The 16,853-nt window shown below is 70.5% G+C and carries 14 protein-coding genes; 5 read left to right on the forward strand and 9 right to left on the reverse strand.

Translation table 11 applies throughout. The annotated features are described in order from the left end of the window. Window positions 1–370: 370 nt before the first annotated feature. Both AB0I73_RS16550 and AB0I73_RS16555 read right to left on the reverse strand, forming a co-directional pair. On the reverse strand, window positions 371–562 hold the full coding sequence (locus tag AB0I73_RS16550; protein ID WP_350849464.1) for a DUF397 domain-containing protein: 192 nt from the start codon (window positions 560–562) through the stop codon (window positions 371–373). After that, window positions 559–1,446 carry a helix-turn-helix transcriptional regulator gene (locus AB0I73_RS16555; RefSeq protein WP_363037899.1) on the reverse strand — a complete coding sequence of 296 codons (888 nt, stop codon included), beginning with the start codon at window positions 1,444–1,446 and terminating at the stop codon, window positions 559–561. The genes AB0I73_RS16550 and AB0I73_RS16555 overlap by 4 nt, the downstream gene beginning before the upstream one ends. Before the next feature lie 315 nt (window positions 1,447–1,761). Between AB0I73_RS16555 and AB0I73_RS16560 the strand changes: the two genes are divergently transcribed. Continuing rightward, complete coding sequence (locus AB0I73_RS16560) at window positions 1,762–1,986, forward strand: DUF397 domain-containing protein (protein WP_363037901.1); 225 nt, start codon at window positions 1,762–1,764, stop codon at window positions 1,984–1,986. 85 nt (window positions 1,987–2,071) lie between these two features. Then, the gene (locus AB0I73_RS16565) at window positions 2,072–2,539 is read left to right on the forward strand and encodes a hypothetical protein (RefSeq protein WP_363037903.1); all 468 of its coding nucleotides are present in this window, start codon (window positions 2,072–2,074) and stop codon (window positions 2,537–2,539) included. A gap of 256 nt (window positions 2,540–2,795) precedes the next feature. Here AB0I73_RS16565 and AB0I73_RS16570 read toward each other — a convergent pair whose 3' ends face one another. Beyond that, complete coding sequence (locus tag AB0I73_RS16570; protein WP_363037905.1) at window positions 2,796–2,954, reverse strand: toxin-antitoxin system HicB family antitoxin; 159 nt, start codon at window positions 2,952–2,954, stop codon at window positions 2,796–2,798. A 50-nt stretch (window positions 2,955–3,004) separates the two neighbouring features. On the opposite strand from AB0I73_RS16570, the gene AB0I73_RS16575 reads away from it, so the two are divergent. The 3 genes from AB0I73_RS16575 to AB0I73_RS16585 all read left to right on the forward strand — a co-directional run bounded on the left by AB0I73_RS16575 (window position 3,005) and on the right by AB0I73_RS16585 (window position 5,412). Then, window positions 3,005–4,288, forward strand: a complete 1,284-nt coding sequence (locus AB0I73_RS16575) for a transposase (protein WP_363037907.1) — start codon at window positions 3,005–3,007, stop codon at window positions 4,286–4,288. Window positions 4,289–4,400: 112 nt separating this feature from the next. After that, the gene (locus AB0I73_RS16580) at window positions 4,401–4,775 is read left to right on the forward strand and encodes a hypothetical protein (RefSeq protein WP_363037909.1); all 375 of its coding nucleotides are present in this window, start codon (window positions 4,401–4,403) and stop codon (window positions 4,773–4,775) included. A 187-nt stretch (window positions 4,776–4,962) separates the two neighbouring features. Beyond that, entirely contained in the window at window positions 4,963–5,412 is a 450-nt protein-coding gene (locus AB0I73_RS16585) for an ATP-binding protein (protein ID WP_363037911.1), read from the forward strand. Window positions 5,413–5,446: 34 nt separating this feature from the next. Here the strand turns inward: AB0I73_RS16585 and AB0I73_RS16590 are convergent, their stop codons facing one another. From AB0I73_RS16590 to AB0I73_RS16615, 6 genes are all read right to left on the reverse strand, one after another. Then, window positions 5,447–6,769: a hypothetical protein gene (locus tag AB0I73_RS16590; RefSeq protein WP_363037913.1), complete on the reverse strand. Its 1,323-nt coding sequence runs from the start codon at window positions 6,767–6,769 to the stop codon at window positions 5,447–5,449. A 247-nt stretch (window positions 6,770–7,016) separates the two neighbouring features. Then, on the reverse strand, window positions 7,017–9,575 hold the full coding sequence (locus tag AB0I73_RS16595; protein ID WP_363037915.1) for a hypothetical protein: 2,559 nt from the start codon (window positions 9,573–9,575) through the stop codon (window positions 7,017–7,019). Window positions 9,576–9,724: 149 nt separating this feature from the next. After that, window positions 9,725–10,429, reverse strand: a complete 705-nt coding sequence (locus AB0I73_RS16600) for a hypothetical protein (RefSeq protein WP_363037917.1) — start codon at window positions 10,427–10,429, stop codon at window positions 9,725–9,727. Window positions 10,430–10,665: 236 nt separating this feature from the next. After that, window positions 10,666–11,778 carry a hypothetical protein gene (locus AB0I73_RS16605; RefSeq protein WP_363037919.1) on the reverse strand — a complete coding sequence of 371 codons (1,113 nt, stop codon included), beginning with the start codon at window positions 11,776–11,778 and terminating at the stop codon, window positions 10,666–10,668. Next, entirely contained in the window at window positions 11,775–13,661 is a 1,887-nt protein-coding gene (locus AB0I73_RS16610; protein ID WP_363037921.1) for a DUF1998 domain-containing protein, read from the reverse strand. The genes AB0I73_RS16605 and AB0I73_RS16610 overlap by 4 nt, the downstream gene beginning before the upstream one ends. Further along, window positions 13,658–16,801 (reverse strand): helicase-related protein, encoded by a 3,144-nt coding sequence (locus AB0I73_RS16615; RefSeq protein ID WP_363037923.1) that lies wholly within the window; start codon window positions 16,799–16,801, stop codon window positions 13,658–13,660. The genes AB0I73_RS16610 and AB0I73_RS16615 overlap by 4 nt, the downstream gene beginning before the upstream one ends. Between the last annotated feature and the right edge of the window lie 52 nt (window positions 16,802–16,853).

A 16,853-nucleotide genomic window follows, 5' to 3' on the forward strand; every position in this document is an offset into this window, starting at 1 on the left:
CCCGGGGGGGGGGGGCGGGGGGCCCGGGGGGCCGGGGGGGGGGGGGGGGGGGGGGGGGGGGGGGCGCCGCCCCCCCCCCCCCCCCACGCCGTGGTCCGAACAGCCCAGGTCACCTCCCCCGGCCGCGCAGAAAGCCAAGCGGGCCAAGGCGGCACCGGCCGGGCGTGCGGGCGGCAAGAAGCCTGCCCCGAAGAAGTCCACGGCGAAAACGCTGTGCAGAAGCCGAAGCCCGCGCCCGTGCGCGACCTCGGTGACCGTTTCATCAACCGCGCCGCCCTCGGCTACGGCCCCACGGATGAGACCAAGGGCCCTCGAACGCGGTGAGTGCGTGCCGCCCGCTACTTCAGCGGACGGCACGCACTCAAGTCGCTCAGCACTCCGACGCGAACCGCACGAACTGCCCCCAGCCCTCACGGCCGACGGCGAAGGCCGGGCGGGTCACGTCCTTGGAGTCCCGTACGTGGACGGCCTGTTCCGCGATCGCGACCTCCACGCAGTCGTCGCCCTGGGTGCCGCTGTAGCTGGACTTGAACCAGGCGAGTTCCGACATACCGCTGCTCATAGCTCTCCTCGCAGTCGCTCCAGCAGGTCCCGGGATTCCTTGGGGTTCAGGGCCTGCGAGCGCAGTGTGTCATAGCGTCGGCAGAGCAGACTCATCTCTTTCGCGTCGGAGATCAACCGTCCGTTCTGCTGCCCCTCGGAGTAGCCAACTCGACGTCCCTCCGGGGTTTCCAAGATCCGCATAGGCCCGTCCAGGCACCCGTGGAACTCCAATGCCAACGGCACCACTTGAAGCGTCACGTTGCGCGGCGCAGTGAGCTCAAGCACATGGTCCAGCATGTTCGCCTGGACTTGCACCCCACCCAGCCCGCGCCGGAAAACCGATTCCTCCACGATGAAGCCGAACGGCACGGTCGGCCGCTCCCTCATCATCGTCTGCCGCTCCATCCGTGCGACGACCTGGGCCTCTCGTTGCTCATCAGTCAGCAACGGGATGCTGTTGTCGAACACCGCCCGCGCATACGCCTCCGACTGCAACAACCCCGGCACCAGTCGGCACTCGTACGTGCACAGACTCACCGCTTCCCGCTCCAGCCGCGCCCACCGCCGGAACCACGCCGCAAGCCCCGCCTCCCCCCGCGTCAGATGCCGTGCCGCCTTCCGCAGCGCACCCGTGTTGCCCAGTGCCTCCTCCGCCTGCTCCACGAACGCCTCGTCCGGCATCCGGCGGCCCAACTCCACCGACTCCACGGTGTGTTTGGAGTACTGGACCCGGGCGCCGAGGTCGACCCGGCTGAGCCCCGCGTGCTCGCGCAGCGCCTGGACGAACGCACCAAACGTGCGCAGGCTGTCCGACGGATGCGGTTCCCGCTCCCACTCCCCCGCCGGAGCCACCCGCGCACCGGCGCCCCCGGCCGCCTCCCCCTCGACTCCGACCACGTCCATCCGCCGCCCTTTCCTCCGCTCCGTACCTCACCGCGACGGCTCCTCACGCCGCCCGCGTTCACCTCCAGCCTGACGGACAATCAGACGTACCGCCCACTCTTCGTGTCCGTACGCTGACTCAGCGTACGGGGTGCCACACTCGTCCCCGCCCCGTCCGACCGCCACTCTGAGGTCACGGAGAGCCAGGAGAAACCGTCCGCGTCCGCCGCTCACTGGCGGAAACACCTGGGCGGCCATCTCCCCTCCCGTGAACTCCCGCCCAGAGCGGGCGGCGGCCGGTCCTGGCCGCGTTCAGACGAGCTGGAAGGTGCAGTCATGCAGAACGGAACCAACCTGTACGCGCTCGACATCGGCGGGGCCTCGTTCACGAAGGCCTGCGGCGGCCCCTGCACCGAGGGATGCGTGACGCTGGCCCGGATCGGTGAGAACGCCTGGGCCCTGGGCGACAGCAAGCGGCCGGACGCGCAGCCGCTGCGGTTCACCACGCAGGAGCTGGACGCCGCCGGTATCGACCCGGCGCGCTTCGGCCTCGGCGTCTGACCCTCCTCCCCCTCCCCTCCCCGCCGCCGGCCGGACCGGGTCCCTCCCCGCGTCCGGCCGGCGCTCCTCGAGACGGGAACGGCTCGTGCACCACCACGCCTACCTCTGGACCGGCCCGAAGGCGCGCTTCGACGACGAGGCCCTGCGGCGGCCCCCGCACCCCGAGCCGCCCCCGGCCGGGAGCAGGCCGGAACTGGTCGAGCGTTACCGCCAGGCGGCCGCGGAGTTCCGGACGTCGGACCTCCCGCCCCTGGAGACGGCGTACTGGCTCGTCAAGCCCCGCTCACTGGTACGGGGCACCTGGGACGAGGCGAAGGAGGCGGCGGCCTGGCTCGGTGAGCGGCTGGCCGAGTACACCCCGCGGTTCGCGGCGGAGGCCGACCGGGACACCGCGCGCCTGGCCCGGCTGGTGGACGCCGCCGCCGAACGACTGCGCTCGGGCGCCGACGTGTCGTACGGCCACTACCTCGAACGCCCCTCGTACCTCTCCCTGGCCGTGGTGACCTGCTCCCCGAACCGCACTATGCCCGAACTGCCCTGCCCGTGCACATAGAACAGACTCGGCACTCGTCCCCGCCCTGACCGCACGCCTCGGCGTCAGCCAACCTCAGAGAACTCCACCAAACGGGTGATCACATCCCAAAACCCAACGCATGTTCTCGCATCGCGCATAGTTTCACGCCATGCCCAACGTCAGTCACCGGATTCCTCCGAGGACGCCCCGGCCTTCAGGCCGGGGTGGGGGTACCTCCCGCTTGCGGGGGAGAGTCAGACTCCTGCGGAGCAGGGCAGGAATCGCCGAATCGCCGTCAGGGCGATTCGGCGTCAGCCACGGCGGTGGCGCGCTCAACCTCCAACCGGTAGACGATCTCGGAGTTGAGGGACCTGCGGGCGGACTTGGCCTGAGCGGCCAGCCACGCATGCAGGTCGGCGGGCAGGCGGAGCGTGATTCGCTTCTCTTCATCCATGACCACAGAGTAGTGGATTTCAAGTGGTGAACAAGTGTCAAAATGACACCATGACGACACAACAGAAGGCTTCGGAGGATGCCGGGCATGCCCGGTACACCTACCGTCTCCGTGTGTCGTCGACCGCCCACACGGGCCTGATGGCCGAGTGGGCGCGCTGCCGGTGGATCTGGAACGAGTGCGTAGCCATGTCCCGCAAGCTCCACGCGCTGAATCGCGACGCAGCCGAGAAGGCGACGTGCGGCCCGGCCCAGCTCGACAAGATGCTGACCGCGGCCCGCAACGCCATGACGTGGCTGCGTCAGGGCGCCTCGGTACCGCAGCAGCAGACCATCCGCGACTTCGCCAAGTCCCGCGCCAAGGCGATGAAGGACATCAAGGCGAAGCTGCCGGTCCGGCAGCGCGCCGGGATGCCCCGCATCAAGCGCAAGCGGAACGCGCTGCCCACGCTGAATTACACCGTGCGCGGGTTCCGCCTGAAGGACGGCCGCCTGCACCTGGCGGGCGGCATCGCCCTGACAGTCGTGTGGTCCCGCGAACTGCCCGCCGCACCCTCCTCGGTGCGCGTATACCAGGACAGCCTGGGGCACTGGTACGCGTCGTTTGTCGTCGCGACCGGGACCCAGCCGCTCCCCACCACGGGCCGTGTGCTCGGTGTGGACTGGGGCGTCAAGGAGACCGCCACCACCACATCCGACGCCCACGACCTGCCCCACGCCGAGCGCGGCAAGCGCGCGGCGCAGCGTCTCGCCCGCTACCAGCGGATGATGGCCCGCCGCCGCCCCGCGCGCGGGCAGGCCGCATCCAACGGCTACCGGAAGGCCCAGGCGCAGACCGCGAAGGTACACAAGAAGGTGGCCCGGCAGCGGCAGGACACCGCCCGCAAGTGGGCCAAACACGTGGTCCGGGACCACGACGCCATCGCCGTCGAGGACTTCAAGCCGAAGTTCCTAGCCAAGACCACCATGGCCCGCAAGGCCGCCGACGCCGCGATCGGCGCCACGAAGACGGCCCTGATCGAGATGGGCCGCAAGCACGGACGCGATGTGCGTCTCGTGCATCCCGCGCACACCACCATGGACTGCGCGTCGTGCGGAGCGAGAACCAAGCACGCACTTCCTCTTTCGGAACGTACCTACACCTGCACCGCGTGCGGAGTCGTCTCCCCTCGGGACAAGAACTCCGCGCGTGTGATGCTGGTCCGGGCTGGTCTCAACCCGGCTGGTGCTGATCGTGTAAGAGCTGGAGGACCGCTGGTCCCCAGCCAACGTGAGCCAGGAATCCCCGTCCTTCAGGACGGGGAGGATGTCAAGACACCCTGCACGGCTTGGTAGTGAGCGAGGCATTGGCCCAGGACACGGGCCGCGAAGCGCGGGACGACGTGGCGGGACCGATCGAGAACGGCTTGGGCAGCGAACACATCCCCGGAACATCTGGAGGAACCTGATGCAGACCCTCTTCACCCCCAGGCCAGGCACCATCGTGGGCGACGCCCGCCTCGCAGGACAGGAAGAAGGGTTCAAGGAGGGATTCAGGGAGGGATTCAGGGAAGGACGTGCGGCCGGAAAGGCCGAGCAGTTGCTGCACCTGATGGAGCGCCGCGGCTTCTCGCTGACGGAAGAGACCCGACAGCGCATCACCACCTGCACGGACGTGCCGCTCCTGGATCTCTGGTTCGACCGCGCCATCGACGCCACCACCCTCGACGAGATCTTCGCCAGGCCCTCCGCCACGGACCGCGTCCCCGCTCCCGCCCAGAGCCCCGAGCGCACCGCGGTCCCCAGCCAAGAGCCGAGGAACCCCGGGCCCTCGGCCACCTGACACCAGAAGCGCACACCCGGCCGCACCCCACTCCGGGGTGCGGCCCGCTCGGTTCACGGCCCGGCCCCCAACCCCTCGCACGTGCCCGTTCCGCAAGCGCGCCGACTCCTCTCCGCCGCCGTACGGTCACCCCGCGTACGGGGCGCGGCACTCGCCCCCGCCCCCACCCGGCCGCCAGTCTGACGGCATGAACCACGCAACATCCCCAGTGGGCGCCCCCGCCAGCACCTTCACCCAGCTGCTGTCGTCCACGCGGCGCGGCGCCCGTCTCGCCCGGCTCCTCGCCGTGACCGAACTGCGCTCCCGGGGCGCCTCGCAGGACCTCACGGAACGTGCCGAACTCGTCGTCGCGGAACTCGCCGCCAACGCCGTCCTGCACGGCCGCGTGCCCGGCCGCTGCTTCCGGCTCACCCTCGCCCTCGACCCGGCGGCCGGCCGTCTGCGCGTCGAGGTCACGGACGCCCGCGGGGACCTGTGGCCGTGGCCGGCCCCGGCGGAGGACGGGCCCGGCGCGCTCCCCCTCGGCGGGCGCGGCCTGGCACTCGTCACCGCCCTCGCCGACCACTGGGACTGCGTCCCCCACCCGCCCGGCGGCAAGACCGTCCGGGCGGTGCTGACGACACCGGCCGACGGGTGAGGGTGTCGACCGAGGAGAGCGGAAGCCCGCGCGCCTACGCCTCCGCGGGCAACGCGGGGAAAACGACCACCGAGCCGTCCCTTTCGCGGGCGATCTCGATCGCCACATCCGTCGGGCGGCCGTTGACCGCGACGCCGTCGCCCAGCCCACGGAGCTGGTACGCCGTGCGCATCAGCCGGTCGACCTCACCGGTCGTCAGGACGGGACGCACACTCTTCGGGCGGGCCAGCTCCAACGCCGACAGGCGCAGCAGGACACCGGCAAGGCCCTTCTCCAGCTCGTCGAGGCGCTGCTCGTCGCTCCTCAGCGCGCGGGTGAAGTTCTCGAACAGGTTGTCGGGCTCGCTCTGGGCCTGCTCGACCGCCTGGAGGACGTTGACACGCCGCTTCAACGCGATGGCCAGGGCTGCCAGTTCGAGGTAGGTGCGGAACGTGCCACCCTGTTCGTCCACACCGGGGAACGACTCGGTCAACGTGCCGATCTCGACGGGCTCACCGTCGGGAAGCCGGTCGAGCGCGCTCGTCCACCGGGCCAGGCGGATGTCAGCCTTGCTCAGTGCCGTGTCGATGGCGTGCACCGCCGAGTCGAGTCCCAGCGAGACACCGAGCTTGCCCTGGTCGAGCAGGATGGCCGTGGCCTTGTCGATGGCGGGACGGCAGCCGTTGAGCGCGCTGTGCTCGTCGTCGAGCTTGTCCGCCTGAAGCTGCTCCAGCAGTTCCGTGATGTGCGCGATGGCCTCCTGCCGCTTGGCGTCGGCATGCGCGCTCACCCCGACCGCCACGGCCATGAGCACGAGCGGAGCGGCCACGGTGAGCAGCGTGCCCCCGGCGGCCGCGGCACCGGCGGTCGCACCGGCCCCGCCGACCGTGCCCGCCGCTGCCGCTCCTTCGACCCGCACGAACGTCGGGTTGGCGACGATCTTGCCCGTCGTCGAATTCACGAAGGTGCCGTAGAAGCAACCGGTCGCCCCCTTCGGCACCATGGGGCGAACAATGCCCTGCCCCAACTGCTTGGCGACCTTCGCCGGAACCACCATGCGGTACAGCCCCTCGCCGGCAGCCGTCGCCTTGGCCGCCGCGGCGGAACCGCGCGCCGACTGTGTGATCAGCTGCGACAGGTGCTGTGCCAGCGGACTCGCGGCATCGAGCGAGATGCCCCGGCCGCGGTCGAGCTTGTCCGGCAGCGGATGCACCTCGAGCGTGGCGATCGGCCGGTCGGCCAACGCGGCCAGCGCACCGCGCAGTTCGGCCAGACGCTCAGCCGTCATCGGCCCACCCCCGGCCACCGCCGGCACCTGGACGTCACCTGTCGCCAGCGTCCACACCGGAACGGCTGCCTTCTTGCGGTAGTCGATCATCGTCCCCCCTGACTCATCCCCACGTCAGCCCACAACTGACGTCCCAGCAGAACCGTATAGCCGAATCACAGCACCCGAGTGTCACTCGATCCACATCGGACCGTCCCGGAACCAGGCCGGCTTCCTCGCACGCCTGCACCTTCCGTCGCGTCGTCACCGCGTCTGCGCCCCGTGCGACCCCTTCAGCCGACGGGTGACGCACACCGCTTCGCACCACCCCGTCACGAACGCCGGAACCCCGACCCGCTCACCGCCGGTAACGCCAGATCTGCCGCAACCGCAGGGCCTCCATGGCCCGATGAGCCTCAAGCTCCGTGTCAGGGACCGGCTCCCGGCCGAGGCCGAGGCGCACCTGACGATAGAGCCGGTGCGGGGCGGCGACGGAATGATCGACCAGCGTGGACAGGAGCGGCTCGTCGACCGGTGTGTCCCGGTCCACCGCGACGAGCAACGCGACCTGGTCGTCGGGGTGCAGGAACGGAAACTGCCCACCTGCCCTGAGACGGAGGTCGCCCCAGCTCAAGGGAGTGCCGTCAGCGCGGGCCAGTTCCTCGAGGATGCCGCGGACCGTGATGGCCGACTTGCCGATCCTCTCGGCCGGCAGGCGGTCGTCCTGCGGTGGCTCGGCGGTGCGGCCTGCTCCCGACGACGCGTTCCGCGAGGCGGCCGCGGCCCGGGCGGAGCGCTCGGCGGACACCCGGTTCTCCAGTACGCGTCGCCACCGCCTGAGCTGCTTGGCCTGCGCGACCGGCAGTGGCTGGGCGAACTGAACGCAATGCTTCTCGATCTCCTCAAGCAGCCGCACCAGGTCCTGGGTGGGCCGATTTCTATGGGTCTGACTCAGTTCACCGAGCAGGCGACAAATCTTCCTGAGGAGCGGATCCTTGTTCTCGGCCGGCTTCGGTTCGAGGACCTTGACCGGCTTCGGTTCGGGAGAAACGGTCCGAGGCTCCGTCTTGGCGTAGGTGACGGTGATGGGGCGGCCGATCAGACGGTCGAGGAGGTCCAGGACGCGGTCGCCCTCCCCCAGCCAGGCGCGGAGAGCCCGCTTGCGGGAGCAGACCTCTTCGTACCGCTGGAAATGTGCCTGCCCTTGTTGAATCGCCTGTGACAGGCGCTGGACGCGCGCCCCCTTCGTCCGGGCTCGGGTCTTCGCCGCCTCTTCCAGCTTTTCCCGTATCTCCGCACGCTTTTGGCGTGCCTGACGCAGGTCGCTCTCGAAGGGTGCCTGCTCCTTGGCGGCCGACCGGTTCGTGCCGGACGGCGGAGCGGTCGGCACGCGTGTCGGCCGGCTCCCGTACGCCTCGTGCGTCTTCCTGGTCTCGGCTGCCGCCCACTGCTGCAGAGCGAACTCCGAAGCCGGCTCGGCGGCCCCGAGTCCGCGCAGCACCTGGTCCAGGTAATGAAGGGGCCTGCCCAAGTGAGTGACGACCAGGACGCTCAGCAACGGGCGGTCAGGGACCCGCGGCTTGTCCACCTCGACCAGCAGATCCCGGCGCTTGGGGTTCGGCAGGTCATACAGCGGCATTCCGGTGCGCACGGTCAGCTCGCTCCACGTGATCGTGGCGCCCTTCGCCGCGACCTCCTCCAGCACTTTCCTGAGCACGTCGGCTGTCTGCCCCGATGTGGTTTCCGGCGCTTCCGGCACGCTGGGCACGGGTTCGGTAAGCGGGGTCCGCTCGCGAACGCGGGAGGCACGAGGCGCCGGGACGTGCCTCGCGTCGAGCGCGACGCTGGGACGCCACAGTCCGGTGCGCTCCGCCTCCAGGCCGTTGAGCGGCATCAGGGTGTCGGCCCGGACCGCCCACGAGGAACCGTTTCCCTCGACGACGTCCGTGACCAGCAGCCGGACCGAGCCCACGAGACGGTAGACGTACTGGTCCGTGGGAGCCTGCACCGTCTCGGGCAGGGACAGACAGGCCCGGACGATGCGGCTTCCCGTCGGCTTGACGAAGCCGGGAATCAGGCGCCTGCCCGGCACGTCCAACGGCGACGAGGACAGGGGTGCAGCTTCTGTGTCCACCGCGAACACGACCTGTCCGCTGGGAAGGGACACACTGCTGGGAAGCGGCTCGCAGCCGATGCCGTCGTCGCGGACCGCTCCCTTGGCTCGCAGCTCCTCGAGTTCGGGCGTGACGAGGCCGCTGTCGGTCATCCGACAGTGTTCCAGGGGGTCCCAGCCCGTCTTCTTCCCGTCGGTCACGGTGCCGATGAACACATGACGGTCATTGCCCTCGGTCTCGCACCGTACGAGCAGCGCGTACCCCCGGCGCGCCACCATGTCGCGTGCAAGCGCGTCGTCCCGGCCGAAGACCCACTCGATACGGCCTTCCTTCGCGCCCAGGCTGTCCGCCGCCTTGCGCCAGCTCCGGTAGTCCTCCGGGTGGAGCTCGAACCGGAGGTGCGTTTTCGTGGGACGCAGCCAGAAGTCCACGGCGTCACCCTGGCAATGCCCGAAGCTGCGCAACTCGCCCTGAGCCGCATGCCCCTGCGCGGCCAGCCAGCGAGTGACATGGGCCTTGATGAACAAGTGGTCGGCGCCGTCCGCGCTGTGGGTGGTCCGGTGGCATTCCCCACGGCCGGGGTCGGGTTCGTGGGCGAAGTGGCAGACCTTCGTCACATACCGCTTGGGCCGCAGCGGTTCTCCGCAGCCGCCGAGAAGCGTGCCGCACCAGAAGTCGTCCCTCCCGAACTGGCGGAGGAACTCATCGAGATTGTGCGGCTGTTCAGGAAGGATCACCGGCTGGTCCGAGTCGCGGCCCCCGATGACCGCGGTCTGGATGAGACGGGTGTCGATCTGCCTCAACTTCGAATCCTCCGGTGGACGCGTGAGACGAATGCCGTGCGAAACAAGACTCAAGGAGCCCGCGGATCTTCATGTCCGGAACGTCCTGACCAGTTCTCTCATCGCGGCGCGCCGGGAGTCCTCCTGATCCGTCCGTCCGGAAACCAAGGTCACGGAGTCGAATTCGCCGAGCCAGGACCGAAGGGCACCTCGTCCCCACGATCATCGTCGGCCCAACTCGATGGGGGCTGTCCGAAGATGGTACGTGCGGACTTGATCGTCAGTCGCCCGAAGACGTGGTTGCCGCCGGCGCCGAGCGCGGCACCGACACCGAGTGGCACCTGCTTACTCAGGACCAGGACCCCTTGCTTGGTCCCGTACTTGGTGATGAACCGCGGGCCCAGCACCTTGTTGGCCCGGTTGATCGCGCTCATGGGGATCGCACCGACGATGCGCCGTGCCCAATAGGGACCGGTGCGTCCGACGGCTTTGTCCAGAGCCCTCACCGCTCCGTCGCCGAGGAGGACGGTCAGGACCAGGAGCCTGCGGCGCTCGAGGTCCTCCGGATGCATGCCATGAACCTCGGCCAGCGACAGCGTGTAAAGCACTGACGCTTCGGTGAAGAGCATGACATCGGCCAGAGCCGTCGGGATCCCGGCGCCGGGCACGATCCCAGCCGCGCCGGACGCTCCTCCGGAAGCGGTGACGCCGGCAAGGTAGTAACGGTCCAACCGGCGGATCAACTCCTGTGGAGTGTCACCGGGACGGACTCGCCGCAGGCGCTCGACGTTTCTCTTCGCCAGCGGCTGCTGGGTGAGCAACGCCTTATCGAGAACCTGCTGGAGCAGGTTCTTGGCGTCGTCGGTCTTGGCCATCGAAGTTCTTGTCCTCTCGGATAGCGAGCGCCTCGAGGGCGTCGGTATGGGGTCACGTCTGAAGCAGACGTCGGCGGTGCGGGTGAATACATCAATTCCGAAATGCGATCCGTCACTTCCTCGACCAGTCGATCGGGGCGGACGAAAATACCCACGACCGTGGGCCGGGGGCCGAGCACTCGCTCGGATCATCGGTCGCGGACGGTCATCGCACGCTCGTGGCCGCAGTCGCGCCATCAACGCGTCTGCGCCCACCCATGCAATCCCTCCAGGTGGCGCGGCAACCGGCTGCCCTGCCAGCCCAGGACCAGCCGCTCACGGGCTCGGGTGATCATGACGTAGTAGGCCATGCGGAGGGCCGCGGCCGTGGGGTCCGTGTCGGAGTCGGTCTCGGTGTCGGCGATGACGACGGTGTCGAAGTCGAGGCCCTTGGCACTGGCCCGGTGGACGAGGACGACGCCGGGGCGAGCGAGGTCCAGGTCACGGTAGCGGCCGGCGGAGGCCGCCGAGCTGTAGAGCTGGGGTTCGTGGGCGAGGCCGGCCCGTTCCAGGCGCCGCATCAGGTCGGCCGCGGTGCGCAGGGAGCTGACGATGACGCCGATGCGGTGCTTCGGCTGCCGGGCCGCCATGGTGGTGATGTCCTCGGCGAGGTCCTGGTTGCCGGAGTAGTGGCGGATCACGGGCAGGGTGCCGCTGCGCACGGGCATCTCTGGGCCGGGGCCGCCGGTGCGGAAGTGTTCGGCGAGGGAGGCGATCTCGCGGGTGTTGCGGTGGTTGCCGGCGATCTCGACCCGGCCCGCGGCGCGGCCGAGGGCGTCAGTGATCTCGGTGAGGGTGGAGTTCGTCTCGGTGAGGCGCTGGCACTCGTCGGCGAACACCGTGACGGAAGCGGAAGCGAGGCGGACCATCCGGTAGAAGCCCGGCGGCACGTCCTGCCCCTCATCGACAACGAGGTGGGGTCTGGCGTCGGCGTTCCCTCCGAGGGGGGCGGCGGCCTGGTGGGTGAGGGCCGTCCAGTCGAACCAGCCGTCCTCGGTGCGCGGTGCGTCACGGCCGAAGCGGCGAATGACCCAGCCATGGACCGTGGCGGCCTCGACGGGCGCGCCGGGCACCGTGAGGCCTTCGAGCGTGCCGTGCAGGAGCTGGCGCAGGAGGTTGGAGCGGGACAGCAGCAGGGTGGGGCGGCCGGTGAGGGCGAGGTGAACGGCGCGGTGCGCGGCGAGCAGGCTCTTGCCGCTGCCGGGCGGGCCGCTGACGACGTGATGGCCGGTCAGCGGCAGGTCGTCCAGGCAGCCGCGCTGGGCCGGGGTGAGGTCGGGGTGGAGAACCGGTGCGTTCACAGGAGTCATGGGCGTCGTCCCAGGGCGGTGGCGGCCGCGTACTCGCGGCTGGCGGTGAGGACATCGGTGAAGTAGCCGGGGACCCGGGCGGATCCGACGACCAGGGCGCGGTCGAGGAGGGTGTTGCCGGTCTGGCAGCTCGTCTCAGGCAGCAGGGTGCAGGCGTGGCAGGCGGCCCGGTTGAGGTTGCCGAAGCCCTGGCCGGTGTGCTCGGCGCACAGCGGGTCGGCCGAGCACCAGGCGGCCGCCTCCAGCATCCGGACGAGCGTCTCGGCGAAGTGCGGGGCCTCGCCCTGCCGGACCAGGCCGCCGAGGGTGCCTTCCGCGTCGTCGGCGGCCGTGTAGATCAGCAGGCCGCGCTGGCCGTACTCGGGACGGCCGTACACGCGCTCGCGCAGGCTGGCGGTGGTGTAGCCGGAGTCGAAGGAGAGCTGGCGGATGAGCAGGTGGGCGAGGGTGTGCAGGAGGAGGAAGCGGGGGGAGAGTTCGCTCCCGGCGGTCTCGGCGAGCTGGTCTGCGCGGAACGAGCCGTCGAGGTCGGTACGGACACCGTGGACGTGGGCCTGGACGCAAGAGTCGTCCTCCCAGGCAGTCAGGCGCTGTTCGTCAAGGGTGAGGACGATGCCCTCGCCGTAGACCTCGGTCGCGGGCAGCCAGCGCAGGCGCCCGCTGGTGTCGGCGGGTACGAGAGTGCCGCCCGGGGAGTGGCGGCGGAACCCGGTCAGTGCCCGCACCTCGCGGAGGCGGTCGGCGAGGACGACGCCGTCGACGTGCACGTCGAGAGTGGCCCAGGGCTCCTCGGTCTCACCGTCGAGGCCGAGTCCACCGCGGCGGATTGTGAACTCCTTCGTGGCCTCCGGGAGTTCGACGGCGTCGAAGGCGTACCACTCGTCACGGCTCAGGTCGACCTTCTCGGCCTCCGGCCGGTCGGTGGGCGGCGGCGCGGCAGGGGACCCCGTGGCCTCCGCGACGAGCTGGTCGATGAGGCTGTCGGGAGCCTCTGTGTCCTCCTTGATCAGGTTGCGGAAGGTCTCGGCCCGGGGCGTACCGACCGCGTCGAGCAGGATCGTCCAGTAGTCGTGGCCGAGGACGGCCTCCGCCGCGTCCTGCTGCGCCCGCGGGGGCTCGGCGGACCGGGGGATGTCGAGGGCTGAGTACACGGCCGGGTAGTAGACGTTGCCGGCGGTGCGCTGCACGATGTGGACCTGCTGGCCGCAGGTGGCCTTCCCGTTCGGTCGCTGCCAGGGATTGCGGCCCGCGCAGCGTCCGCCCTGGGGGCCGAGGATGTCGAGCAGGTCGCGCTCGGCGCCGCACGGCTTGCCGTCCTGCCGGGTCGCTCCGCAGCGCACCGAGAGCGCTTCGAGTCCGGAGGCGCGGTCGGCGACGCGGAAGCTGAGCCGGCCCGCCTTCCAGGCGTGCTCCGCCTCGGAGCAGGAGGTCCGCAGTTCGGGCGCGAGCTTGGAGTGGGCCCAGTACCACCAGTCGACGTCGTCGAGGTGCCCGTCCGCACAGATGCGGACGAACCGCATGGGGGTGAGGCGTGGTGCGGCGGCGCAGGACGTGCAGACGGGCGGCTCGCCGGGCTTCTCGTGCTCGCGCAGGAAGCGGACCATGGCACGGCAGGAGCCGCAGAACAGCCAGCCGGGGAAGCGGACGTAGGGGACGCCGGGGCGGTCGGGCCGGTCGTAGAGGTCGTTGAGGGTGTGGGGCGCGGCGAAGAAGCCCTTGACGCCGAGGCGGGCGGCGAGCCGCTCGGAGGCGATGGGGGTCTTGAGATCCGGCCAGTTCTCGATGCCTGCGGCGACGAAGGACTCGCCCTGGACGTCGAGGACGGCGCCGACGCCGAACGGCAGCACGGTCTGCGCCTGGCGGACCCGGAGTTTGCGCGTCACTTTCCTGCTCCCGTCACGGTGATCTGGCACTCGCGGTCGACGCTGCGCATGGAATTGAGGGTCTCCCACAGCCCGTAGCGCTGCTCGAAGGCCTTGAGCAGGTTGTACTGGCCCTTGCCCTGGCTGCGGTAGTGGAGGTCCTTGCCCTCGGCCGCGGCCGTCTCGGCCTGCCGGTACCAGACGTCCAGGAGGTAGCCGAGTTCCGTGCGGACCTCGGCGCGTACGGCGTCGGCGTCGGCTCCCGTGGCGCCGCGCTCTGCGATCGCGGCGCGCCCGGCGAGGGCGTCGGCGATCCGTCCGGCCTCTTCCTTGTGGCGGGTGATCCGTCCGGCCTGGTTCTCGGCGGCCAGGCCGACTCGGTGGCGCACAAGAACGACGAGCGCGGCGTGCAGGGCGCGGCGGCGGGCGGGCAGGGACCACGGGGTGATGCTGGCGGGTTCGACATACCGGTAGAGGGCCCGGTGGTAGTCGTTGAAGGTCTCGTAGTGGGACCGGTCGCGCGGGCGGGTGGCGTTGAAGTAGGTGACGACGAGCCCGGGCACCCGGTGGCGGCCGACGCGGCTGGTGGCCTGGATGTACTCGGCGGTGGTCTTGGGCTGGCCCTGCATGAGCATGTAGGCGAGCCGCTTCACGTCGACGCCGACGGAGAGCATGTTGGTGCACGGTAGGAAGGCCACCGACCGGGGGTCTGTCCAGGGCTTTTCGAGGTGGTCGAGGAGAATGGGCTGCTCGGCGCGCGGCACGGTGCTGTCCAGTTGCTGTACGTCGCCGCCACCGAGCGTGCGGACGCCGGCCCCCTCGTCCAGTCCCCGGAGCTGGGCGGGGATGTCGTCGCCCGCCGCGGTGACGGTGCGGCCGAGTTCGCGCAGGCTGTGGTGGTAGGCGACGAGTGTCCAGTAGTCGTCGCGGTGCTCCTCGGCGAGCTGGTGGACGCCCTGGAGCATGGCCGCCGTGGTGGCGACGGCACCACGACCCGCGGTGTGGCCCTGTGCCATGACGCCGAGATAGAGACGGCCGGGGCGGCCGGTGTCGGGGACGGCGAAGTAGCTGTCGCGGGCGTCGAGTCCGGACGGCGGGAAGAGCTGGACGTCCTGGTGGTGCAGGGCGCGGACCTGTTCGGCAGAGCGCCGGATGGTGGCCGTGGCCGCGACAATCTTGGGCGGGCGGCCGTCCGGGCCGGTGCACAGTTCCAAGATTGCGGCTTCGTAGAGGCCGACCGTGGTGCCCAGCGGGCCGGTGAGCAGGTGCAGCTCGTCCTGGATGATCAGGGACGGGGGCGGGTTGCCGGCGCCGAAGAGCCGGCCGGAGTCGCGTTCCCAGGCGAGCCGGGCGAACTTGTCGACGGTGCCGAGGACGAAGGTGGGCGGGTCCCGGTAGAGGTGCTGGTCGATGACGGCGACGGGCAGGACGTCGTGGAAGGCGCACTCGTCACGGGTGCAGTGGAAGGCGAAGTCGTCCGTGTCGGCGCGGACTCCGTAGTCGGAGCGGACGCTGGACCGGGTCGCCGGCAGGATGCGGGTGCCGCACCAGGGGCAGCGGTCGAGGATGAAGACGTCCTCGGGGTGGCTGGCCTCGCGCTGCTCCTCGAAGGCGTCCTTGGCCGCCTGGAAGCTGTTGGGAGTGGTGCTCTCCCCCACCCACAGGCCGATGGTGATCGGTCGGTCGCCGAGACCGAGTCCGGGTTCGGTGCGGCGGAGGTGCTCCAGGGCGCAGATCGTTGTGGCGGCGCGCTGGAACTGCTGGGTGGTGAGCAGACTGAGGGTGTAGCGGCTGAGCACGGCGGTTCCGTCGCCTTCGTCGCGGATCCGACGCAGGGCGATGGCGAAGGCGGCGAGGAGCAGGTACGCCTCGGTCTTGCCGCCGCCGGTTGGGAACCAGATCAGGTCGGTGGTCCCGCGGTCGCGGTGGCCGGGGTCGGCGACGCCGTCGAGGGCGAGGAGGAAGAAGGCCAGCTGGAAGGGGCGCCAGGTGGCCTCCGGGTCGACGGACGGATCGAGGGCCACGGGGTCCGAGCGGTGGCGGCGCTGACCTGCCTGGTCGGGGGCGGAGTGCCGCATCTGCAGCAGCATGGAGCGCTGGGCGATGCGGAAGGCAGCGAGGAGTTCGGGGCGATCCGGGTCGCAGAGGGTGCGTACGCCCGCTTCGATGCGGATGACGGCCTGGCGGATACGGTCGAGGATCCGGTCTGCCGCCTCCCTCCCCCACGGCGGCACCTCGACGGACCGCTGGCCCACATACCAGGCGTGGTACGAGGCGGCGAACTCGGCGAGCTCCTCGCGGAGTTGATCACTGCTGACGGCTGGGTCGGCCAAGTGGGAGATGGTGAGCACGGGGGCGTCGAGCGGGCCACCGGCCCGGACGGCGGGGACTTCGGCGCGCGGCAGGACTTCACAGGCGAGGAGTTCGACGCCGCCGTCCTCACCGCGGTCCTCGTGGACGGCGCAGCCGTGGCCGACGGCATGGGTGACGACGTGCCGGTACTGCAGGCGCAGTTCGCGTTCCTCGGGGTCGCGGCTGGCGAGCCGGACGCTGGGGTAGGGCAGCACGGCACCGTCGGCGGGGCGGACGGTGAGCCGGCACTGGAACAGCATGTCGTCCCAGCTCGGCGCCTTGCCGTCGGAGCCGTCGTGGTGCGCTTCGTTGACCAGGGCCACAGTGATGAGCGTGCCGTCGCCGTAGGAGCGGCGGGTCAGTTGGATCTTCGCGCGGCCGTCGAGAACGGGTACCTTCTCTCGGTCGAGGCCGATCGTGTAAGTCTCGGACGGGAGGGGGACGCGCTGCCAGCGCCGCCCGCGGCCGGGTTCGTTCCTCTGCGTCTCGTAGTGAGCGGCGGCGCAGCTCACCTCGATGTGGGCGGCGTCGGTGTAGAAGCTGATACCGAGGGAAGCGGGCAGCCAGCTGTTGGTCTCGGGCACCGGGTCGGGGGCCGGGTCCACGTCGGGAGCGTCCTGCTCGGCCCCGGGTCCCTCCGGGTCGTCGCCCGCGTGGGCGAGTTGGCGCTGGAGGTCCGCCTGTTGCGGGTAGAGCGTTCCCATCAGGTACTGCCGGTCGGGCGGTGCGTCGAGCACCTCGTCGTCACCGCCGGCCGGACCGACGAGCTGGCGGGTGAGGTAGTCGACCAGCTCCTGGCGCGGGTCCATGTGCGGGTTCCTTCGGATCGGGTGGGAGCGTGGAAAGGTAACAGCGGCGAGC

The sequence above is a fragment of the Streptomyces sp. NPDC050388 genome (assembly GCF_040655635.1).
Taxonomy (GTDB): domain Bacteria; phylum Actinomycetota; class Actinomycetes; order Streptomycetales; family Streptomycetaceae; genus Streptomyces.